This window comes from Nocardia sp. NPDC051570, from assembly GCF_044454005.1.
Taxonomy (GTDB): Bacteria; Actinomycetota; Actinomycetes; order Mycobacteriales; family Mycobacteriaceae; genus Nocardia.
In genome coordinates, this window is record NZ_JBITDI010000004.1 from 609,802 (window position 1) to 629,062 (window position 19,261).

16 protein-coding genes are annotated in these 19,261 nt (G+C 68.3%); 7 read left to right on the plus strand and 9 right to left on the minus strand.

The genetic code is table 11. From position 1 onward, the window contains the following. Positions 1–39: 39 nt before the first annotated feature. The gene (locus ACIA76_RS12995; protein ID WP_397151779.1) at positions 40–648 is read left to right on the plus strand and encodes a DUF305 domain-containing protein; all 609 of its coding nucleotides are present in this window, start codon (positions 40–42) and stop codon (positions 646–648) included. A 70-nt stretch (positions 649–718) separates the two neighbouring features. Here ACIA76_RS12995 and ACIA76_RS13000 read toward each other — a convergent pair whose 3' ends face one another. Continuing rightward, positions 719–1,009, minus strand: a complete 291-nt coding sequence (locus ACIA76_RS13000; protein WP_397151984.1) for a hypothetical protein — start codon at positions 1,007–1,009, stop codon at positions 719–721. Between the two features lie 249 nt (positions 1,010–1,258). On the opposite strand from ACIA76_RS13000, the gene ACIA76_RS13005 reads away from it, so the two are divergent. Beyond that, a complete protein-coding gene (locus ACIA76_RS13005; protein WP_397151781.1) occupies positions 1,259–3,421 on the plus strand; it encodes a tetratricopeptide repeat protein in 2,163 nt (720 codons plus the stop codon). 16 nt (positions 3,422–3,437) lie between these two features. Then, complete coding sequence (locus ACIA76_RS13010) at positions 3,438–4,844, plus strand: hypothetical protein (protein ID WP_397151783.1); 1,407 nt, start codon at positions 3,438–3,440, stop codon at positions 4,842–4,844. Between the two features lie 45 nt (positions 4,845–4,889). On the opposite strand, the gene ACIA76_RS13015 is transcribed toward ACIA76_RS13010, so the two are convergent. Both ACIA76_RS13015 and ACIA76_RS13020 read right to left on the minus strand, forming a co-directional pair. After that, positions 4,890–6,566 carry a DUF885 domain-containing protein gene (locus ACIA76_RS13015; protein WP_397151785.1) on the minus strand — a complete coding sequence of 559 codons (1,677 nt, stop codon included), beginning with the start codon at positions 6,564–6,566 and terminating at the stop codon, positions 4,890–4,892. 7 nt (positions 6,567–6,573) lie between these two features. Further along, positions 6,574–7,896, minus strand: coding sequence for a lipase family protein (locus ACIA76_RS13020; protein ID WP_397151787.1), 1,323 nt, complete (start codon positions 7,894–7,896; stop codon positions 6,574–6,576). Between the two features lie 167 nt (positions 7,897–8,063). Here ACIA76_RS13020 and ACIA76_RS13025 point away from each other — a divergent pair, with 167 nt between their 5' ends. Next, complete coding sequence (locus ACIA76_RS13025; RefSeq protein ID WP_397151789.1) at positions 8,064–9,296, plus strand: PucR family transcriptional regulator; 1,233 nt, start codon at positions 8,064–8,066, stop codon at positions 9,294–9,296. A gap of 125 nt (positions 9,297–9,421) precedes the next feature. Then, the gene (locus tag ACIA76_RS13030) at positions 9,422–10,606 is read left to right on the plus strand and encodes a PucR family transcriptional regulator (RefSeq protein WP_397151791.1); all 1,185 of its coding nucleotides are present in this window, start codon (positions 9,422–9,424) and stop codon (positions 10,604–10,606) included. Positions 10,607–10,610: 4 nt separating this feature from the next. On the opposite strand, the gene ACIA76_RS13035 is transcribed toward ACIA76_RS13030, so the two are convergent. Both ACIA76_RS13035 and ACIA76_RS13040 read right to left on the minus strand, forming a co-directional pair. After that, the gene (locus ACIA76_RS13035; RefSeq protein WP_397151793.1) at positions 10,611–11,273 is read right to left on the minus strand and encodes a TetR/AcrR family transcriptional regulator; all 663 of its coding nucleotides are present in this window, start codon (positions 11,271–11,273) and stop codon (positions 10,611–10,613) included. 42 nt (positions 11,274–11,315) lie between these two features. Next, a complete protein-coding gene (locus ACIA76_RS13040; protein WP_397151796.1) occupies positions 11,316–12,032 on the minus strand; it encodes a class I SAM-dependent methyltransferase in 717 nt (238 codons plus the stop codon). A 236-nt stretch (positions 12,033–12,268) separates the two neighbouring features. Between ACIA76_RS13040 and ACIA76_RS13045 the strand changes: the two genes are divergently transcribed. Then, positions 12,269–12,820: a hypothetical protein gene (locus ACIA76_RS13045; RefSeq protein WP_397151798.1), complete on the plus strand. Its 552-nt coding sequence runs from the start codon at positions 12,269–12,271 to the stop codon at positions 12,818–12,820. On the opposite strand, the gene ACIA76_RS13050 is transcribed toward ACIA76_RS13045, so the two are convergent. The 4 genes from ACIA76_RS13050 to ACIA76_RS13065 form a co-directional block, all read right to left on the minus strand. Continuing rightward, positions 12,813–14,255 (minus strand): amino acid permease, encoded by a 1,443-nt coding sequence (locus ACIA76_RS13050; protein WP_397151800.1) that lies wholly within the window; start codon positions 14,253–14,255, stop codon positions 12,813–12,815. The two genes, ACIA76_RS13045 and ACIA76_RS13050, sit on opposite strands and share 8 nt — an antisense overlap. A 301-nt stretch (positions 14,256–14,556) precedes the next feature. Further along, complete coding sequence (locus tag ACIA76_RS13055; RefSeq protein ID WP_397151802.1) at positions 14,557–15,582, minus strand: phosphotransferase enzyme family protein; 1,026 nt, start codon at positions 15,580–15,582, stop codon at positions 14,557–14,559. A 25-nt stretch (positions 15,583–15,607) separates the two neighbouring features. Next, the gene (locus ACIA76_RS13060) at positions 15,608–16,957 is read right to left on the minus strand and encodes a purine-cytosine permease family protein (RefSeq protein ID WP_397151804.1); all 1,350 of its coding nucleotides are present in this window, start codon (positions 16,955–16,957) and stop codon (positions 15,608–15,610) included. 13 nt (positions 16,958–16,970) lie between these two features. Further along, the gene (locus tag ACIA76_RS13065; RefSeq protein ID WP_397151806.1) at positions 16,971–17,864 is read right to left on the minus strand and encodes an SGNH/GDSL hydrolase family protein; all 894 of its coding nucleotides are present in this window, start codon (positions 17,862–17,864) and stop codon (positions 16,971–16,973) included. A 124-nt stretch (positions 17,865–17,988) separates the two neighbouring features. Between ACIA76_RS13065 and ACIA76_RS13070 the strand changes: the two genes are divergently transcribed. Continuing rightward, positions 17,989–19,239 carry a glycosyltransferase 87 family protein gene (locus ACIA76_RS13070; protein ID WP_397151808.1) on the plus strand — a complete coding sequence of 417 codons (1,251 nt, stop codon included), beginning with the start codon at positions 17,989–17,991 and terminating at the stop codon, positions 19,237–19,239. The last annotated feature ends 22 nt before the right edge of the window (positions 19,240–19,261 follow it).

Below are 19,261 nucleotides of genomic sequence, written 5' to 3' on the forward strand. Positions count from 1 at the left end.
CCTCATCCAGACAGATACCAATTCCCCAGGAGAACAACCATGTTCGGCTCACGTACCCGAATCACCCTGGCGGGCACCGGAATCGCCGCGGCACTGCTGATCGCGGGCTGTGCCAACGGCAACGATTCCGCCCCCACGACCACCGCACCCATGTCGGGTATGGACCACGGCACGAGTTCCAGTGCGACGCGCGGCGATTTCAACGACGCCGACGTCTCGTTCCTGCAGATGATGTATCCGCATCACGCGCAGGCCGTCGATATGGCGAATCTGGTCCCGACCCGCTCGCAGAACCAGCAGCTGATCGCCCTGGCCGCGAATGTCGAGAAGGCGCAAGCCCCCGAGATGCAGCGAATCAGTGATCTGCTGCGCGCCTTCGGCAAACCCGCCCCGGCCGCCACGATGGGCCACGATATGCCGGGCATGATGTCGCACGATCAGATGACCACCCTGCAGAACTCCACGGGCCCGGAATTCGACCGCCTGTGGATGCAGATGATGATCGATCACCACCGCGGCGCGATCGATATGTCCAACGCCGAACTCTCGGGCGGCGCGAATCCGGACGCGAAGACGCTGGCACAGCAGATCATTACCGCCCAGCAGGCGGAGATCCAGCAGATGCGGACCATGCTGAACCAGGGCTGATCCCATGCCGGGATGACGAGTGAGTGGAGGCTCCGGCCTCCCCGCTCGTCATCCCGGTGCGAGCCCGAGCTCAGCTGCCGATGACCGCATTCATGATGGTGCCGGCGCTGGTGGCCGTGGCGCCGCCGATCATGGCCCCGGCCACCATCTTCGGCGATTCCAAAGCACCACCGTTCCACTTCTCCCAGGCGAACTTGCCACCGCCGTAGGTCACCGCGGTGACGCCGGAGAGCAGGACGAACCAGGTGAAGTATCGGACCAGTTTGAGCAGTTTGTCGGCGGCCGGCGGCGTCTCCGGGGTCGGGTTGCCGACCTGGGCCACCACTGTGGTGTACACGTCGTGCGCCGCGGCGAGAACCATGCTCACGTTCGTTGTCCTCTCGGATGCTGTTGTGGCGGAGCATGCTGACAGAACTCGTCGTACCGCTCTATTGAACCGCACGCCAGCTGTTTGCCGCAGCCGGACACACCGCACCGAATCGCCCGGTCGGCACCGGATCACAACTGAACGCCCGACTCGATCCTTACGTCCTGTTTACGGCCGGTTCTGGCAGCATGTGCGGTACGGGTTGGGTGTGCGAGTCCCACACCGGTTTTCGTGGGATGAGGGATGACGACGCGTTGCGATCAGCCGGAATGCACCGGCACCATTCAGGACGGTTATTGCGATGTGTGCGGGCTGGCTCCCACACCGGCCGCCGCGGGCTCGAGTCCGACCGGGCGGTCGCGGCGCGGGACCGTTCGCACCCGATCGACCCGTACCGCGCGATCGACTCGCGGTCGCCTCGGCGCGGGGCTGGTGGAAATCGCACCGGTGCCCTACCGCGATCCGGCCACGGCGCTCCTGGCCGATCCGCGGGTGCCCGAACACGATCGGTTCTGCAGCCGCTGCGATCGTCCCGTCGGCCGCGGCCGAGACGGCGCCTCCGGTCGCGACGCGGGTTTCTGCGCACACTGCGGCGCCGCGTTCTCGTTCACTCCGAAACTGCGCCCGGGCGATATGGTCGCCGATCAGTACGAGATCCTCGGATGCCTCGCGCACGGCGGCCTCGGCTGGATCTATCTGGCCCGCGACCGCAATGTCAGCGACCGCTGGGTGGTGCTGAAGGGGCTGCTCGATACCGGCGATGCCGACGCACTGGCGGCCGCACTGGCCGAACAGCAGTTCCTGGCCACCGTGGAGCATCCCACCATCGTCCGCATCTACAACTTCGTGCGACATCCCGATCCGATCTCCGGCGAACCCGCCGGCTACATCGTGATGGAGTACGTCGGTGGCGTCTCGCTGAAACAGTTGCGGGCGCGGCGAAACGACGAGGGTGTGCTCGAACCCCTTTCTCCCGCAGCGGGTTTGGCCTATATGCTCGAGATCCTGCCCGCCCTGGGCCATCTGCATTCGCTGGGCCTGCTCTACTGTGATTTCAAGCCGGACAACGTGATCCAGTCCGAGGAGCAGCTGAAGCTCATCGATCTCGGCGCGGTGCGGCACATAGCGGACGAGGACAGCGTCGGATTCAAGACCGATGGCTACTGCGCACCCGAACTGGAGACCGAGGGCGCGTCGATCGAATCCGATCTCTATACCGTGGGCCGCACGCTGGCGGTGCTGACCTTCAACTTCGACTTCCGCACACGCTATCGGCACGACCTGCCACCCGCCGCCGACATCCCTGTGTTGCAACGACATCCGTCGCTGTACCGAATGCTTCGCCGGGCCACGGCGGCCGAACCCTCGGACCGTTTCGGCTCCGCAGCCGAGATGGCCGAACAGCTCACCGGTGTGCTGCGCGAAGTGGTAGCGGCCGAACAGGACGTACCCAAGCCCGCGCTGTCGACGCTGTTCGGCGCCGAGCGCACGGTATTCGGGGCCGAGATGCCGCACTGGCCCGTCGCCATCGATCCGTCCGCGTTGGTGACCGCCCTGCCGATTTCCCTGGTGGATCCGGCGGATCCGGCCGCAGGTCAGCTGGGCGGTCTGGCCGGCGGCGATCCGCGCCGGGTCATCTCCGCGTGCGACGCGCTGCCCGCGACCACCGAGGTCACGCTGGCCCGGGTGCGGGCCCGCATCGAGATCGGTGATATCGACACGGCCACAGCCGAACTCGATGCCCTCGACGAGCAGATCGGACGGGACTGGCGCGGCGACTGGTACCGCGGCCTGGCCGCCCTCGCGGCATACGACGCGGCGACCGCCCGCGCATCCTTCGACGCCGTATACGACGCACTGCCCGGCGAATCCGCTCCCAAGCTCGCGCTCGCGGCGGCCGGTGAATGCGCGGGCGAGATCGACGCCGCGGCAACGCTGTACGAGTTGGTGTGGCGGACCGATCACGGATACCTCAGTGCCGCTTTCGGTCTGGCCCGCACCCGATCGGCGCGCGGCGATACCGAGGGCGCGCTCGCCGCCGTCGAATCGGTACCGGAAAGCTCCGCACAGTACCGGCAGGCCAGGCTGGCCGCGATTCGAATCCGGGTGCGCCATGGATCCGGACCGCATCTGGTCGCGGCCGGTCGGATCTTGACCGCGCTGGATCCGGATCCGGAGACCAAGGCGCGCTTCGCGATACAGATCCTCGAGGCGGCCCTGACGATCGCCGGCGCGGAGCCGGACGCGGGCGATGCCCGGATTCTGGGCTGCCCATTCGACGAGCGCCCGCTGCGGCATGCGCTGGAGACCCACTACCGCGCCCTGGCTCGGCTGGCCGACGATCACCTCTCCCGTCGGGAGCTGGTCAATCGCGCCAATGCGATACGCCCGTTGAGCTGGGTCTGATAGAAGGCGAATCACGGTGACCGCCACAGCGACTCGAGCGCGCACGTTCGGCAATGCCGCCGCGCTGCTACCGCCGCGCGCGGACCGGCCGGGCTGGATCCGGCTGCTCGCGATCGTCGCCGCCCTCGCCGCGCTGGCGACCGCGATCGTGGTCGCGGTCGGAGCGCATCGCGTACACGCGGGCACGACCCTGCTCGGCCAGCGCATCGCGCCCGGAGTCGCCGCTACCGAGGATCTGTCGTTCGCGCTCGCCGATATGGACGCACAGCTGGCGAATGTTCTTCTGGCTGGCGGTGATTCGGGCCTGACGCGGGTGCGGGCGGACGCGCTGAACACCTACGATCAGCGCCGCACCCAGGCCGACGCCGATCTGCGCCAGGCCGCCGCGCTCGCCGGGGCGGACCCCGACGCGCAGCGCATCCTGGACACGGTTCTCGATCAGTTCGGCCGATACGAGGCGCTGGCCGCGAACGTCATGCTGCTCAGTGCCAACGGACACGATCCGGCAGGCCGCCCCGCGCCCCCCGTGCTGGATCTGTACCGGCAGGCCACCGACCTGATGGCCACGATTCTGCCGACGGCCCATCGACTCACCGAATCCAACGATCACGTCCTCGGCGACGCCTACGCCGCCGCCCGCGGCGACGCACGAACCGCACTCATCTGGCTCGCGGTCCTCGGCATCGGCCTGCTCGCCGCGCTGGCGGGTTTGCAGATCATGTTGCGTCTCACGGTGCGCCGACGCCTGAACCCGCCGCTGCTGGTGGCCACCGCGCTGGCGCTGGGGCTGATCCTCGGTGGCGCCGTGACGAATTCGGCCGCCGATGGCCAGCTGCGCGTCGCCAAGCAGGACGCCTTCGACTCGCTGATCGCCCTGCAGCAGGCTCGCGCGATCGGCTACGACGCCAATGCCGACGAGAGCCGCTATCTGCTCGATCCCGACCGCGCCGCGCAGTACACGCAGGCGTTTCTGACCAAATCCCAAGAGCTGGCGGATCTGAAGGCCACCACGCTCCCCACCTACTATCCGGCACTGGATCGCGCGATCGCCACCGACTCCGGTATCGGTGGGCTGTTCGGTGACGAGTTGCGCAACATCACCTTCGCCGGTGAGGGCGACGCCGCCCGGCGCACGCTCACCGCCTTCGCGACCTACGAACACGACGACCGCGCCATGCGATCGATATCGGATCTGCGCCAGGCCATCTCGCTCGACACCGGCGGCTCCAACAGCGACTTCGCCGCCTACAACAAGGAATTGGACGCGGTCATCGCGATCAACCAGCGCGGCTTCGACGATGCGATCCGGGCGGGCGGATCCGTGCTGACCGGCTGGACCGGCTGGATACCGTTCGGCCTGACGGCCTTGATCGCGGCGGGCGTGCTCCTGGGGGTGCGGCCCAGGCTGGCCGAATACCGCTGAGTGGCTGCCACGAGATCGGCTCACGTGGCAGCCACTCTCGTCGCGCTAGAGCGTGGCCGCCAGCTCCCGCAGCACCGGCAGGCTCACCGAGCCCGCACCGAGCACGGTGTCGTGGAATGCCTTGATATCGAAGCGATCCCCGAGTCGCTCGGCCACCTGCGCCCGCTGCCTGCGGATCTCGAGCTGCCCCACCTTGTAGCCGACGGCCTGGCCGGGAATGGCGATATAGCGGTCGATCTCGCTCTCGATCTCGGTGCGGCCGATCGGCACATTCGCGACCATATAGTCGATCGCCTGCTGACGGCTCCAGCCCTTGGCGTGCAGACCGGTGTCGACGACCAGGCGGCACGACCGGAACGAATCGGCCGCGAGCATGCCGATCCGCGCCAGATCGTCCGCGTACAAACCCATTTCGTCGGCGAGGCGTTCGGTGTAGAGCGCCCAGCCCTCGACGAAGGCGGTATTGGCGAACGACTGACGCTGGAAGCGCGGCAGATGGTCGAGTTCATTGGCGATGGTCAGCTGCAGGTGATGACCGGGAATGGCCTCGTGGTAGGCGATCGCGCCGGTCTGATAGCGCGGGCGGCCGGCCGGATCGTACTGGTTCACGAAGTAGGTACCCGGGCGGGAGCCGTCGGCCGCGGGCGGGAAGTAGTACGCGCCCGGTGCGTCCGCCGCGAGGAATTCCGGAATCGGGACGATATCGCACGATTCCTTCGGCAGGCGGCCGAACCAGTCGGCCATCTCGGCATTCGCGGCGGCCAGCGCGGCGCGCGCGTCGACCATGATCTCCTCGCCGTTGACGTAGTGCAGCTCCGGATCGCCCTGCAGCCGGGCGAAGATCTCGGCCTGATCGGTGAGGCCGAACAGCTTCGCGCCGATTCGGGAGTGCTCCTCGCGCAGCTTCTCCAGCTCCGCCAGACCGGTCTCGTGGATCTCGTCCGCGCCCAGATCGTCGAGGGTGGTGTGGCGGCGCAGCAGGCGGCGGTAGATATCCTCGCCGTCGGCGCCCAGCCAGCACAGGCCCGCCTTGTCGTCGGGCCGCGCGACCGGCAGCAGTTCCTCGGCCAGCACTCCACGATAGGTGCGCAGCGCCGGGCGGACCACATCCCGCACGACCTCGGACAGCGTTGCGCGCCACTGCTTTTCGCCGTCCCAGTCCGGCGGTCCCGGGAAGGTGGCGAAGGCGTCGGTCACGGGATCGGAGGCCAGATATCCGTCCAACTGATTGAGCGACCGCTCGATGACGATCCGCGCCGGGGTGCGCCCGGCGGCCAGACCCGCCCGGAATCGCTCCGCCGCCTGGCCGAACAGGCTGTCGAACTGCCGGAAGCGCTGTACCAGCGCCAGCGCGCTCTCCGGGGTCGGCGCGTTGGTCTGCGGCGCCAGGGTCAGCACCATGGAATGCACGCCGTCCATCTGATCCGACGCCATCTCCACCGGGCGCCAGGACAGATGGTCGACCGTCGAGGCGAGTTCGTTGATCAACAGGCTGCGGGTGGTGCGGTCCTCGGCCGCCAGCGTCGCCGGATCGACGGCCGAAACCTGTTGCAGCAGATCCTGATACACCCCGATCAACCGCTGTTCGGTCGCCAGCGACAGATCCTCGATCCGATCGTCGAACCGCCGATCCCCCAGCAGCGTCGCGGAGCTGGGCGACGCCTCCAGCACAGTGTCCCAATACTTCTCGGCCAGGCCGATGAGTTCGTCGTGCGCAGTCATGGCCCCATCATGCCCCGCGCGGGATTTCCCCGGCCCGATTACCGCGGCCTGCCCCACCCTTCGCTACGGCTGGAACACGCCCCACCACACCGCCGGTCATAATCCGCAGGTTCAACGCCGCCAGCCGCGCATGGTCGGCGAGTGCGCGCCGCGATGTCGCGACGGACCACACCGTCTCGGTTCCGGCGGTCGCGGGCAGACCCGCGAAACGGTTCGCGAGCCAATCCAGCATCACCGGAAGGCCGAGGAACTGCAGGGGCAGATGGGTGCTCAGGCGATCGCGCAGATAGCGCACCCGGGCGCCCGCGCGCACATAGCGCTCGACCAGAGCGTCCACATCACCGACGGCGATCACCTCGTCGTTGACGCCCTGCAGCACCAGCATCGGCATGGCCGGTGCGACGGCGCCGGGACGGATATCGTCGATGATGGTCCGCAGCTCCGGCAGGGCGACCAGTGCCGCCATGCCGATCGGGCAGTCGACGCGCCGCAGCGCGAACCGGGCCAGCAATGGAAAGGTCGCCGCCGCTTCGGCTTTCGCGAGCCTGTGCAGATAGCGCGGCCGCGTCCGGGCGCGCAGCACGGCGTCCAGTTCGGGATAGGCCCGGCGCAGCCCGGCGGTGAATACCATCGCGAATCCGGCGAACAGGGTGCCGTCGAGGCGGACGAAGGCCGCACCCGGATCGCCCACCGGCGAACCCGCGACCGCGCCGACGATCCGCAGTTCCGGCGCATAACTCGCCGCGAGTTCCGCCGCCCACACCGTGGCCAGTCCGCCACCCGAATATCCCCACAGCGCAACGGATGTCGCGGCATTGCGCGCCAGTGGAGGAAACCGCAGTGCCGCCCGCACCGCGTCCAACGCGCGATATCCCGGTTCACGCGGCACCCCGAACCGACCATCGCTCCCCCCGTGATCGGGCACCGACACCGCCCACCCCCGGGCCAGCGCGGCCGCGATCAACGGCAACTCGATCTGCGGAATCGCACCGAGCGCCCGCGCGCCCCGCCGCAACGCATACGACGGAAAGCAGTGCGGCGCAACGGCATCGATAGCGCATTGAAACGAGACCAGCGGACCGCCCGCCGCCGCCCCACGCGGCAACAGCACCGTCGTGACCGCCGCCTCCGGCACACCGTGCACATCCCGAGTCCGATACAGCACCTGCCAAGCCGAAACTCGCAGCGGCACAACACCGAACGCCGCGAGCTCGACCACCCGGCTGCGCAGCACCGCCCCCGGCGGCAGCCGCTCGAAACCCTCGGGCGCGCGATAGAACGGGTCGCGATCGGGGCGTAGCGGGCGGGCGTCGACTTCGGCGTGCGTCACCATACCGACGCTAGAGCCGCCGCACCGCCGCGGTCACTGCCCTCGCGCGCACATTCTCGGCAGTCGCGTTTGTGCCCGGAAACAAGGTGCTGCCCAATCGAACAGCACACCGGGAGGTAACCCTACCCGGGTTGCCCGTCGTCCTGTTTCCGACCACAATCCACCCCATGACGGCCGCAATCCCACCGCCGCCCCGGGAGGCCGCCCTGGCCGCCCGCCTGCGCGACCGGCTGCCCCAATTCGCCGAACACATCCTGGCCTCCGGCCTGGGCTCCACCGCACCGGCCGCGGATCTGCCGGACAATCACTTCGTCGAGGTGCTCCCGGCCATCCACGGCTGCGCGCACGCCTTCCTGCACGCGGTCGAGCGGGGCGAGCCGTTCCCGCGCGAGGCGGTGGCGAAATACGTTGCGCCCGTGGTGGAACGGCATGCCGAGGACCGGCTGCCGTTACGTCTACTCTTGGAGGCGGTGCACGGATCGGCGCGCACGATCGTCCACGAAGCGGTGGCCTCGTCCGGTCCGGACGGATTCGACGAACTGGTCGCCTTCGGTGATCGGCTGCTGGACCTGCTCATGCACATCACCACGGTCACCGTCGAGTCCTATGCCGGGGTCGAGCAGTCGATCCACCATGCCGAGCGCGAGGCCCGCCGCGCCCTGTGCGCGGCGCTGCTGCACGGCCTGCCCGCCGAGGAGCTGGCCGCCCGCGCGGATATCGCTCTGGCGCAGAGCTATACGGTCCTGGTGATCCACCTGTACCGCAACGAACGACCCACACCGGTGGCCGACCTGCTCACGCGCAGGCGAATCCGCCTGCTGCAAACCATCCTGGATCGGTTCACGGGTCCCACCACCCTGCACACCTTCGACGGCACCACCGGAATCGCCCTGATGCCGGAAGGGACCACGCTGTCCACGATCGAATCCGCCACGCTGCCCACCGAACTCGCCGAACTGTTCGGCGTCCCGGTATTCGCCGCCGAAAGCGCCGGCACGGCACGCGAATACCTCCCACAGGCCGCCCGCGAGGCCACCGAGCTCGCCGAGCTGGCCCGCTCCCTCGGCCGCCCCACCGGCACGTACCGCCTCGACGACCTGCTGCTGGAGTATCAGCTCACCCGCCCCGGCCCCGCCCGCGACCGCCTCGCCGAACGCATCGCTCCGCTCCTGCGCAGCCCCCACCTGATCGAGACTCTGGACGCGCAGCTGCGCCACGGCGCCGACCGCAAGGCCGCGGCCGCCGAGATCCACGTGCACCCGAATACCTTCAGCTATCGCATGCGCCGCATCGCGGACCTGACCGGGCTCGATCCGGCCGATCCGAACGGTTCACGATTGCTGGCCGCGGCGCTGATCGTCCATCGGTCGTATCCGATTTCGGACGGTTCCGCGGACTAGCTCGAAACCCCTGGACCCCTGCCGCTTTCATGCCGGATGGTTGCGTAGCGGCGGGCGTGCTCGATAGGGTTGGCCGCTACTGGGAACGTTCGTGTTCCCCGAAGACGCGAGTGCGGAGCCCCTCCATGAACGGACGCGCAAGGCACGATGTCCGGAACCTGTCGCGGCAACTGGTCGGTCACTTCGCCGCACATGTAGCGCCATGCGCCACCCTGCCCGGTGACGCACTACGCGGCGATATCACCGCGGTCACGCGGGTCTGCCTGGAGCTGACCATCGATGTCCTCGAGGGCCGCCAGCCCGACGACAAGGTCGAATTCCTGCAGCAGGCCGCGGCGGGCTGGGCGCGCGAGGGCATTCCGATCGATACCGTGCACCACGCCGTGCACGAGGGTTTCAAGCTGGCCTTCGATCTGCTGCTGACCCAGGCCGAACCGCATGAGCGGCCCACCGATCCGGCCCAGCTGCTGCTCCGCGTGCTCGACACCATCACCCCGGCGGTCGCGCTGGCCTATGTGCGCGAACATCAGGCGGCGGTGAGCGAACATCACACTGCCGTGCACACGCTGGTCTCGGCGCTGCTGTCCGGGCATCCCACCTCGACCATGGCCCGCGAGAGCGGTATCGAGATCGCCTCGGCCTATGCGGTACTCGCCATGAGCCTGCCGCGCCATCGCGACGAGACCCATCCGGGCGTGGACACCAAAGTCGTGGCGCGGCGCAAACTTCGGCGGTTACAGACCGAACTGGCCCGCTGGTGCGGCGGGCGCGCCCTGTCGCTGCTGAGCGTCGACGGCGGCACCGTACTCATCCCCGCCGACTCGATCACCGAGGACGAACTCGATCGGCTCATCGGCCGATTGTCCGAGGCCGCACAGGTTCCCGTCACCGCGACCGTCGTCGCCGCGCCCACGGCCGAGATTCCCGAATGCGCCGACCGCGCCCACGAACTGCTCGACACCGTGCTGCGCCTGGGCAGCGATCCGGGCCTGTACCGCTTCGCCGATCTCGCGATGGAATACCAGCTCACCCGCCCCGGCCCCGGTCTGGACCGGCTCGGCGCCCTGCTCGATCCCCTCGACGACCACCCCGATCTGCTCGAGACGCTGCGCAGCCATCTGGCCACGGGCCTGTCTCGCCAGCGCACCGCCCGCCAACTGCAGGTGCACACCAATACGGTCGACTATCGTCTCAAGCGCGTCGGCCAGCTCACCGGAATGGACCCCACCCAACCCGGCGGGCTCTGGTATCTGCGCGCGGCCCTGGTCGCCCGGACCTATCGCAAATCGGCCCCGGTGATGGAGTCCTGATCCATCAAGTGGGCAACGCCCGGGCATCGCACAGGGCGAGGGCGGTGCGGGTGAACAGCGGCGCCAGCGCCGGCAGGGCCGCGGCGCCGGTGTCGTAGAGGCAGGCACGGATTCGATCGTCGATGCCGCCGAGGAGGATATCGATCAGTCCCGGATCGGGGACGGCCCGCAGATCGCCCGCCGCGACGCCCGCGCGGGCGCTGCCCAGGACGTATTCGGCGAACAGATGATGCAACCGCGCGCGATGGGCGATCAGCGGACCGCCCGCGACCAGTGATTCCACATAGATCGCGCGCGTGGCGGCCGGGGCCGCCGCGAGGACGCCGAGGTAGACCTCGAAGGAGGTGCGGACGCGGGCGGCGAAATCGCCACCGCCCCACTCGCCGATCGCCTCCCCGACCCGCCGCAGACCCAGCTCGACACCGAAATCGTAGGCGGCGGCGAAACATTCATCCTTACCGGCGAACATCGCATAGAACGTGCGCCGGGCCACCTGGGCGCGAGCCACGATATCGGCGACCGTCGTTGCGGCATAGCCGATTTCGCCCACCGCGACCAGCGCGGCCCCACACAGCCGTCGATACTGCGACGACTCCACCTCCGCACGGCTGAGCCGATGCCTGCCCCGCGGCAGCGGCCCGGCCTCGGTGTCGGTCTGCACGCTCATGAACCAAGAATATGGACAACCGACCGGTCTGGCGTGACCGCGTCAGTTCCGAATCGCCTCTAGCACCCAGGTCGGCAACAGCATCGCACCCGTATCGTCCAGTTCGGGTTCGAAGCCGTTGGCCCGCAACGCCGCCAGCATCTCGGCGGTCGGGATGATGGCCGTGACCCGATCGATCTCCAGCGTGATCAGGTTCCACCGCGGCGCCGAGAACAGTTCGCGTAGTTCGGCTTCCGAGATCGGATAGGGCGAGAACACCTTGGCGACCGATTCCTCGGGGAAGCAGAACTGGAGCAGCCGCGCCCCCGGGCGCAGCACCCGGTGCAGCGCGGCGGCATTGGCCCGGCGCCCCTCGGGATCCAGGCAATGCAGGAGGTTGCTGCTCACCACGGTATCGAAGCGGCCGTCGTAGCCGGTGAGTTCGGTGGCGTCCGCGACGCCGAATTCGACCTGCACGCCGCGTTCGGCGGCGCGGGCACGCGCCATCTCGATGGCCGTCGGCGCGCCGTCCAGCCCGGTCACCCGATAGCCGTGGTCGGCGAGATAGGTGGCATTGTCGCCCGGGCCGCAGCCCACATCCAGGACATCACCCGAAATGTGGCCTGCCGCCTCGTATTTCACCAACAGCGGCTGCGGCTGCCCGGTATCCCAGGGCATGCGTTCCATGGTGAGGCCCTCCACCAGCACGCCGTCGCGATAGCCGCGCTCGAAATCCATTGTGGTGGGGTCGAACTGCGGTCGCCCCTCATTGTCGGTCATGAGATTCCGTCCCCGTGGTCGGTGTTCACATCCGTCGAGGCGAGTCTAGACCCGCAATCGGAGGGCGCGGCTCCGTTTGGAACGAATCATCGCGACACCCCGAAAGCCCCGCATGGGCGATACGCCGGGAATTGCATTTGCTAGAAGGTAGCCTTCCTTCTCGGGAAGACGGTCGTCCGTCTTGTCCACCTGTCAGGACGACAGAGAAACGAGCACCGATGGCCACGATAGGGCAGTTGAGAGCAACCCTGGCGATCCTGCGCGCCGAGGTCGAGCAGGTCGCCACGCAGGTGTGGCGTCGGGAGATGACCGGCGCCGACACCCCGGGCGTGGAGCATGCCATGCTCGCGGGTCTGCTGTATCGGCTGCTCGGCGCGGACCTGCGCAGATCGCTGACCCAGGCACCCGATCTGGCCAGCCTGGCCGATCGGGCACGCGCCGCCGGACCGGGCGCGATCGCGCTGAGCGAGGAAGATCCGTCCGCCCAAGCACATTTCGAGGCCTATTGGCTCACCGATCGGATCGCCCAGCTCTACGACTCCGCCGACCAGGTCCCCCCGCCGCTGGCCGCGGCGGCCTATACCGCCGAGGCCACCCGCACGCTGTTGCGCATCCATCACGACCAGTCCCACGGCACCCGCACCGAGGCGGGATACGCCCACTGGGAAACCATTCTCGAACAACTGGATCGGGCCCGGGCGCTGGCCCGGACCGCCCATGCGGCGGCCGAGACAGCGCCGGTTCCCCCGGCCAGCGTATGGGGCGTGATCCGCCCGCGCGCTACTTAGAGCCCTTGCGCAGCACCGAATGTCGCACGCCGTAGGTGAAGTACAGCCCCAGGCCGATGACCATCCAGATGACGAATCGCAGCCAGGTCTCCACCGACAGGTTCAGCATCAGCCAGGCGCAGGACAGCACGGCGAGGATCGGGATCAGCGGCACCAGCGGCACCCGGAATCCGCGCGGCAGATCGGGCCGGGTCCTGCGCAGGATGAGCACGCCGATCGAGACCAGCACGAAGGCGAACAGCGTGCCGATGTTGACCATCTCCTCGAGCGTGCCGAACTCGACGAATCCCGCGAGCACCGCACACACCACGCCGACGATGGCGGTGATCCGCACCGGCGTGCCCTTGGGGCCGGTATGCGCGAGTCCGCGCGGCAGCAGTCCGTCGCGCGACATCGCGAACAGCACCCGGGTCTGGCCCAGGTACATCACCATCACGACGGTGGTCAGACCGGCCAGCGCGCCGATCGAGATGATGTTCTTCGCCCAGGTCACACCGTGCACCGCGAACGCGGTCGCGAGAGTGGCGTCGCCGCTTTGCAAGTCGGTGTAGGGCACCATGCCGGTGAGCACCAGCGAGACCGCCACGTACAGCACGGTGACGATCACCAGCGAGCCGAGGATGCCGCGCGGCACATTGCGCTGCGGATTCTTGGTCTCCTCGGCGGTGGTGGCGACCACGTCGAATCCGATGAACGCGAAGAACACCAGGCTCGCCGCGGCCAGCAGGCCGTACCAGCCGAAGGTGCTGTTACCCCCGCCGGTCATCAACGAGAACAGCGACTGATGCACGCCCGAACCACCCTCGCCCGGTTTGGACGGCGGGATATAGGGCTTCAGATTCGAGGCCTTGAAGTAGGTCGCGCCGACCACCAGCACCAGCGCGATCACCGCCAGCTTGATGGCCACCGCCACCGCGGAGACCCGCGAGGAGACCTTGGTGCCCAGCGCGAGCAGCACACCGAGCACGGAGAGCAAAAGCACCGCGCCCCAGTCGAAGCTGATGGATCCGAAATGCACGATCGGCGAATGCGAACCCATGACCTGGCCGAGATACTGCGACCAGCCCTTGGCCACCACGGCCGCCGCGAGCGCGAATTCCAGAATCAGATCCCAGCCGATGATCCAGGCGGCGAGCTCACCGAAGGTCGCATAGGAAAAGGTGTAGGCGCTGCCCGCCACCGGAACGGTCGAGGCGAATTCCGCGTAGCACAGGGCGGTCAGGCCGCAGGCGATCGCGGCGAAGATGAAGGCCAGCGATACCGAGGGCCCCGCCACCGTGCCGGCCGTGCGCGCGGTCAGCGTGAAGATGCCCGCGCCGACCACCACGGCGACGCCGAACACCGTGAGGTCCACGGCCGTCAGATCCCGGCGCAACTTCGTACCGGGTTCATCGGTATCGCGGATGGACTGCTCGACCGATTTGGTGCGCAACAACGCCCCCCACCGTCCGGGCGACTCGCCTCGGGTCGTGCCCTCATCTGAACTCGGGATAGCCAACCTCTTACTCCTCTGTCGTAGCTGTCCCCCGCTCGACCCGCGGCGAGCACTAGCAGCGAGCCAACATAGCAGCCCGACGGAGTGATCTAGGTCTCCGGGTGACGGCGACAAGAGTATGCGAAATCGGCCATATATTCGCCCGGTTTGTCCGGCAAGGTTGTGCTCAGCCCACAAATCTGCCGAAATCAGGGCCGGAAAGTTCCGAACGGCACCGTCGGCGGGAGCGGTGTGGGTTCGCTCACTTGATCAAATGACCGAGCAGCGCGAGGAAGTCGCGTCCCGCCGCCGATCCCGCCCAGTGCAGATGTCCCACGAGATAGTCGCGATACGCGATCTCGGCATTCTCGCGATTGGGCCGCGGCACAACGGCCAGGAAGTAATCGATCTCGGACAGTTCGTAGGCGATGTGGGCGAGCGGGAACAGCTGCGGCAGCGCGCGACGCTCGGCGGGAGACAGCGGGCGGATCTCGCGATAGGCACGCAGGAACGCCGCGAGCTGATCGGCCCGCACCCCCGCCGGGCCGCCGTCGCGCAGCGCGATCCAGTCGACCGCGAACCGTTCGATCGCCACGGCCAGATCGAAGACCGCCGTCGTGCGATTGGCCAGCCCGAAATCGAAGACCGTGCCGACCTCGTCGCCGCACCACAGCAGATTCGTGCCGTGCCAGTCGTTATGCGTCCACAGCGGCGCGAGTTCCGCGATATCGACGGTGGGCCATGACAATTCGTCCCGCCACCGCCGCCCCGTCAGAAAGGCCGCGACCGCGGGGCGGGCCGCGGCATACCGCTCGACGGTCGCGATCGGATCGACGCACAGCGCGGCGGTCAGCGGCCGGGGCGGTCGCTCGGGTGCATCGAAACCCTCGGCGGCGCCATGTGATCGCGCCAGCATTCGCCCGGCCGAGGCCGCATGGGCCACCGAGAGATACGGCGTCCAGGAGAACACGCCGCGATAGCGATCCTCCCCCACGCCGAGTTCGTACCTCTCGTAGCCGAATTCCCCGCGCAGCCACGATCGCACGGCCGGGATCGGCATACCGCGCGCCCGCAGATGATCGGTGAACGCATGCTCCTCGCCCAGCGCGGCCGCATCGCGCAATGCCACGGCCATGCGCTTGACCACGACGGACTCCCCCATGGCGAGCCGCACCCGAGCGGTCGTCGAGAGCGGCCGGGGACTGCGCCACTCGATCTCGACGGCATCATCGATCTCGTCGAGAGTCAGTGGCGGCCAATCGGATTCGGCCATCGGACTGGCACCCATGCCGAATACCGGATCACCGGTGTGCTCAGACAGCGGTCTTCCTCCGGCGCTCGATCAGCACCAGCACACCGGTCGCCGCCGCCGCGATGAGGAATGAGAACAGCGAGGCCGAGGACCACCAATCCGGATGGAATCCGATCGCCTCCTGCACTCGCTCCCAGATCCGCGCCCACCACGACACCGAACCGGGATTGCACAGCTGATAGACCGCGAAACCCAGCAGCCACGGCAGCAGCATGAGCGGCCGCGCGGGCGCCCGCTCCGACAGATCCCACCCGTGGCGCCCCCGGCCGAAGAAGTAGTCCACCACCATGACCGCGCACAGCGGTACGAATACCGAGCCGATCAGCAGCAGGAAGTTCGAGAATCCGGTGAAATCGTGGACGCCCAGCGCCAGCACGGTCGCCAGCACCCCGACCGCCGCCGCGAGAATCCGGCGATCCACCCGCGGCAGCAGATTCTGCAGCGACATGGCCGTGGAATACACGTTCGCGAACGACTGATCCGATTCGCGCAGCACCAGCACGGCGAAGAACACCCACCCGGCCGTGACCCCGAGGAAGGTGTCGAAGATCCGATCGGGATCGCCGCCCACCTGGATCAGCGCGATCACACCCAGCAGATAGCACCAGATCTGCCCTGCCGAATATCCCAGTAGCGTCGCGGTGGAGGAGGCGCGGGCCGAACGCGCGTGCCGGGTGTAGTCGGCGGCCAGCGGGACGAACGACACGGCCACCGCGAGGGCGGTGTCCACAGCCGGGAAGAAACCGCTCCACGAGGTGCCCTCGACATGCGGCAGCGGATTGCGCAGCAACTGCACGGTGAAGTACAGCATCGATATCGCGACCGCGACGGTCACATACTTGCGCAGGATATGCAGCACCGACAGCGGCCAGATCGCCATTGCGGTGCACAAGATTCCCGCCGCGACGATCACCGGCGCATGTCCGAATCGACCGTGCGTGATCGCCTGGAATCCGCTCGCGATGACCGTCAGTTCATAGACGCCCCATCCGATGCACTGCACGATATTGGCGACGGTCGGCGCATAGGACAGCCGAGTTCCGAACAGTCCCCGGAAGTTCGCCATCGCGGGCGCCCCGGTGCGCGCCCCGACCGATCCGGCGGCCGCGACCATCCCCGTGCCGACCACCGTCCCCAGCACGGTCGCGACGATCGCCGCGACCATCGGCAATTGCGGATGGTCGCCGGGTCGCAGCACGAAGACGGCCCCGGTGAAGCCGATGAGGCTCACGCCGAGATTGATCCAGAACGCCGTCTGATCGGCGAAGGACAGGCTCCGGGGCGGTTCGGTGGTGAGTGTGAGGGGCGCCTCGGCATTCCGGGATCGCCGCTGCTCGTGAAGAGTGGCCATAACGCCCCACATGCTAAGGCGTGGATCGGCCGCCGATCGCCGCGAGTACGGCCCGGGCCTGATAGTCGGCGCCGAGCTGATTGGGATGGAACGGCACCGCGAGCCCGGGCGGATCGACCGATACCGGAATCAGGCCCTCCACCCACCGAACACCGGGCAGCTGGCAGGCGTCATGGCCGCCGCTTCCCGAATAGGTGTCGACGAATTCGGCACCGCCGCGCCGCGCCGCATCGGCCAGCATCGCATCCAATTCGATGAGCTTGCGGCCCAGCCACGCGGCATCGCTGTCGGAGATCGGAATGACCGGATAGCACCCACGGGCCGGGCGAACGCCCTGGAAGTAGTCGATCAACAGCACCCGGGCATGCGGGGAACGCGCCCTGATCCCGGCGAGTGTCGCCACCACCTTCGGCTCGGCCGCGGCGATATTCGCCGACATCCGATCCACGCCGTTCACGACCAGCGCGTCCTGACACGGCGTCGCGGTCGGATCGATGGTCAGGCAGCGCTGCACGGTCGACGCCAATTGCGCGTCGTTACCGCCGATCCCCACGGTCACCAGATCCGTTGCGGGGGTGAGCCGATCGAATTGCGGGGCGTTCGTACCCAGCGGGGTCGTCTGCGGTGCGGTCATCTGGGCCGTCTCCGCGCCTCCGCATGTCGCATCCCGGAACACCGGAATCCGCAGGGCCGCGGCCAGCTGTTCGGGATAGTCCCGTCGGCTCTGCGCGCAGCCCAGGGGCACATAACGATCGGTCGGCTGGCTCAGTGTCGCGTCGGCCGCCCACGAATCGCCCAGGGCCACATACTCTTCGAATCCGGGACCGGCCGCCGCGGTGGGGGCGAACGCCGCACAGCAGGCCGCGAACACGACGACCGCCATCGAGAGATATGAGGTGTTCCGCACGGTCCGCGACTCCTGCCCCGCCCGACTGCTGGACTCATGTCCAGTAAAGTGACGTTAGCATCGCCGTTCGGGCCGTACGGCCCGAACGCGCCGGGCCGGTCGACGACCGGTAACCTCTTGCTGGATGGTTAGCGTCTCCACCCCCGCTCCGACGAAGTCCTCGGCTCGTCCCCTCGGTCGTCCACTGTGGCTGATCCCGCCACTGCTGGTCGCGGTCGCCGTCTGGTGGCTGACCCACCCCACCTGGCCGCTGACCCCGATCAAGCGCGAGTTCATCGACCTGCAGGTCTACCGCCTCGGCGTACAGGCGTGGTGGCACGGCGCCGATATGTACGGCTCGCTGCCCAAGACGACCATGGGCATCAGCCTGCCGTTCATCTATCCCCCGTTCGCGGCGCTGGCCCTGGGCCCGTTCGCGATGCTGTCCTGGCATCCGGCCGCGCTCGCATTCTTCATCGTCTCGACGCTGGCCCTGGCGATCACGATCTATCTGACGGCCCGGCGGCTGTGGGACGGCGGCACCGAGCTGGTGTTGTGGGCGACCGCCTGCGCGATCCCGGCGGGCCTGCTGCTCGAGCCGATACGTTCCACCCTCGACTTCGGCCAGGTCAATCTGCTGCTGATGGTGCTGGTGGCCGCCGACTGCCTGGCGCCGCGGCCGAAATGGCGGCGCGGCATGCTCATCGGCATCGCGGCCGCGATCAAGCTGACCCCGGCCGCCTTCGTCATCTACTTCCTGGTGCGCAAGGACTACCGCGCCGCGATCACGGCCGCGGTGACCGGCGCCGTCGCGACCCTGCTGGCCTTCGCGATCATGCCGCACGCATCCACCCGCTACTGGTTCGGCGGTATGGGCAACGTATCCGGGCTGAGCGGTTCGGCCTTCCATACCAATCAGTCGATCCAGGGCGTGCTCGCCCGGCTGCGCGTGCCCGAACCGGCCTTCACCGCGCTGTGGCTGGTGCTCGGCGCGCTGCTGCTGGTGCTGGTCGTGACGGCCATGCGCCGCGCGCACGACAATCCGGCGCTCATGCTGTCGTTCAACGCGGTCTTCACGCTGTTGGTATCGCCGATCTCGTGGTCGCATCACTGGGTGTGGATCGCCCCGGGGCTGCTGGCCGGGGTCGGCGCCGCCGCGCGCCGGCCGCTGCGCTCGGCGCTGCCGTGGTTCGCGGTCGTGCTCGCCGCCGCGGTGGTATTCGTGATCGGACCGCAGAACTGGGAGCCCGGCGACGCCGATCGCGAATTCTCCTGGACCCCTTGGCAACATATCGTCGGCGACACCTATGTCTGGCTGAGTGTGCTGCTGGTGGCGCTGTTCGTTGTCGCCACGCGGCGGGGCGCGGGCACGCGATCGCTCGCCGCCGAATCATGAGCGAGCCCACGAGCGGGCCGTA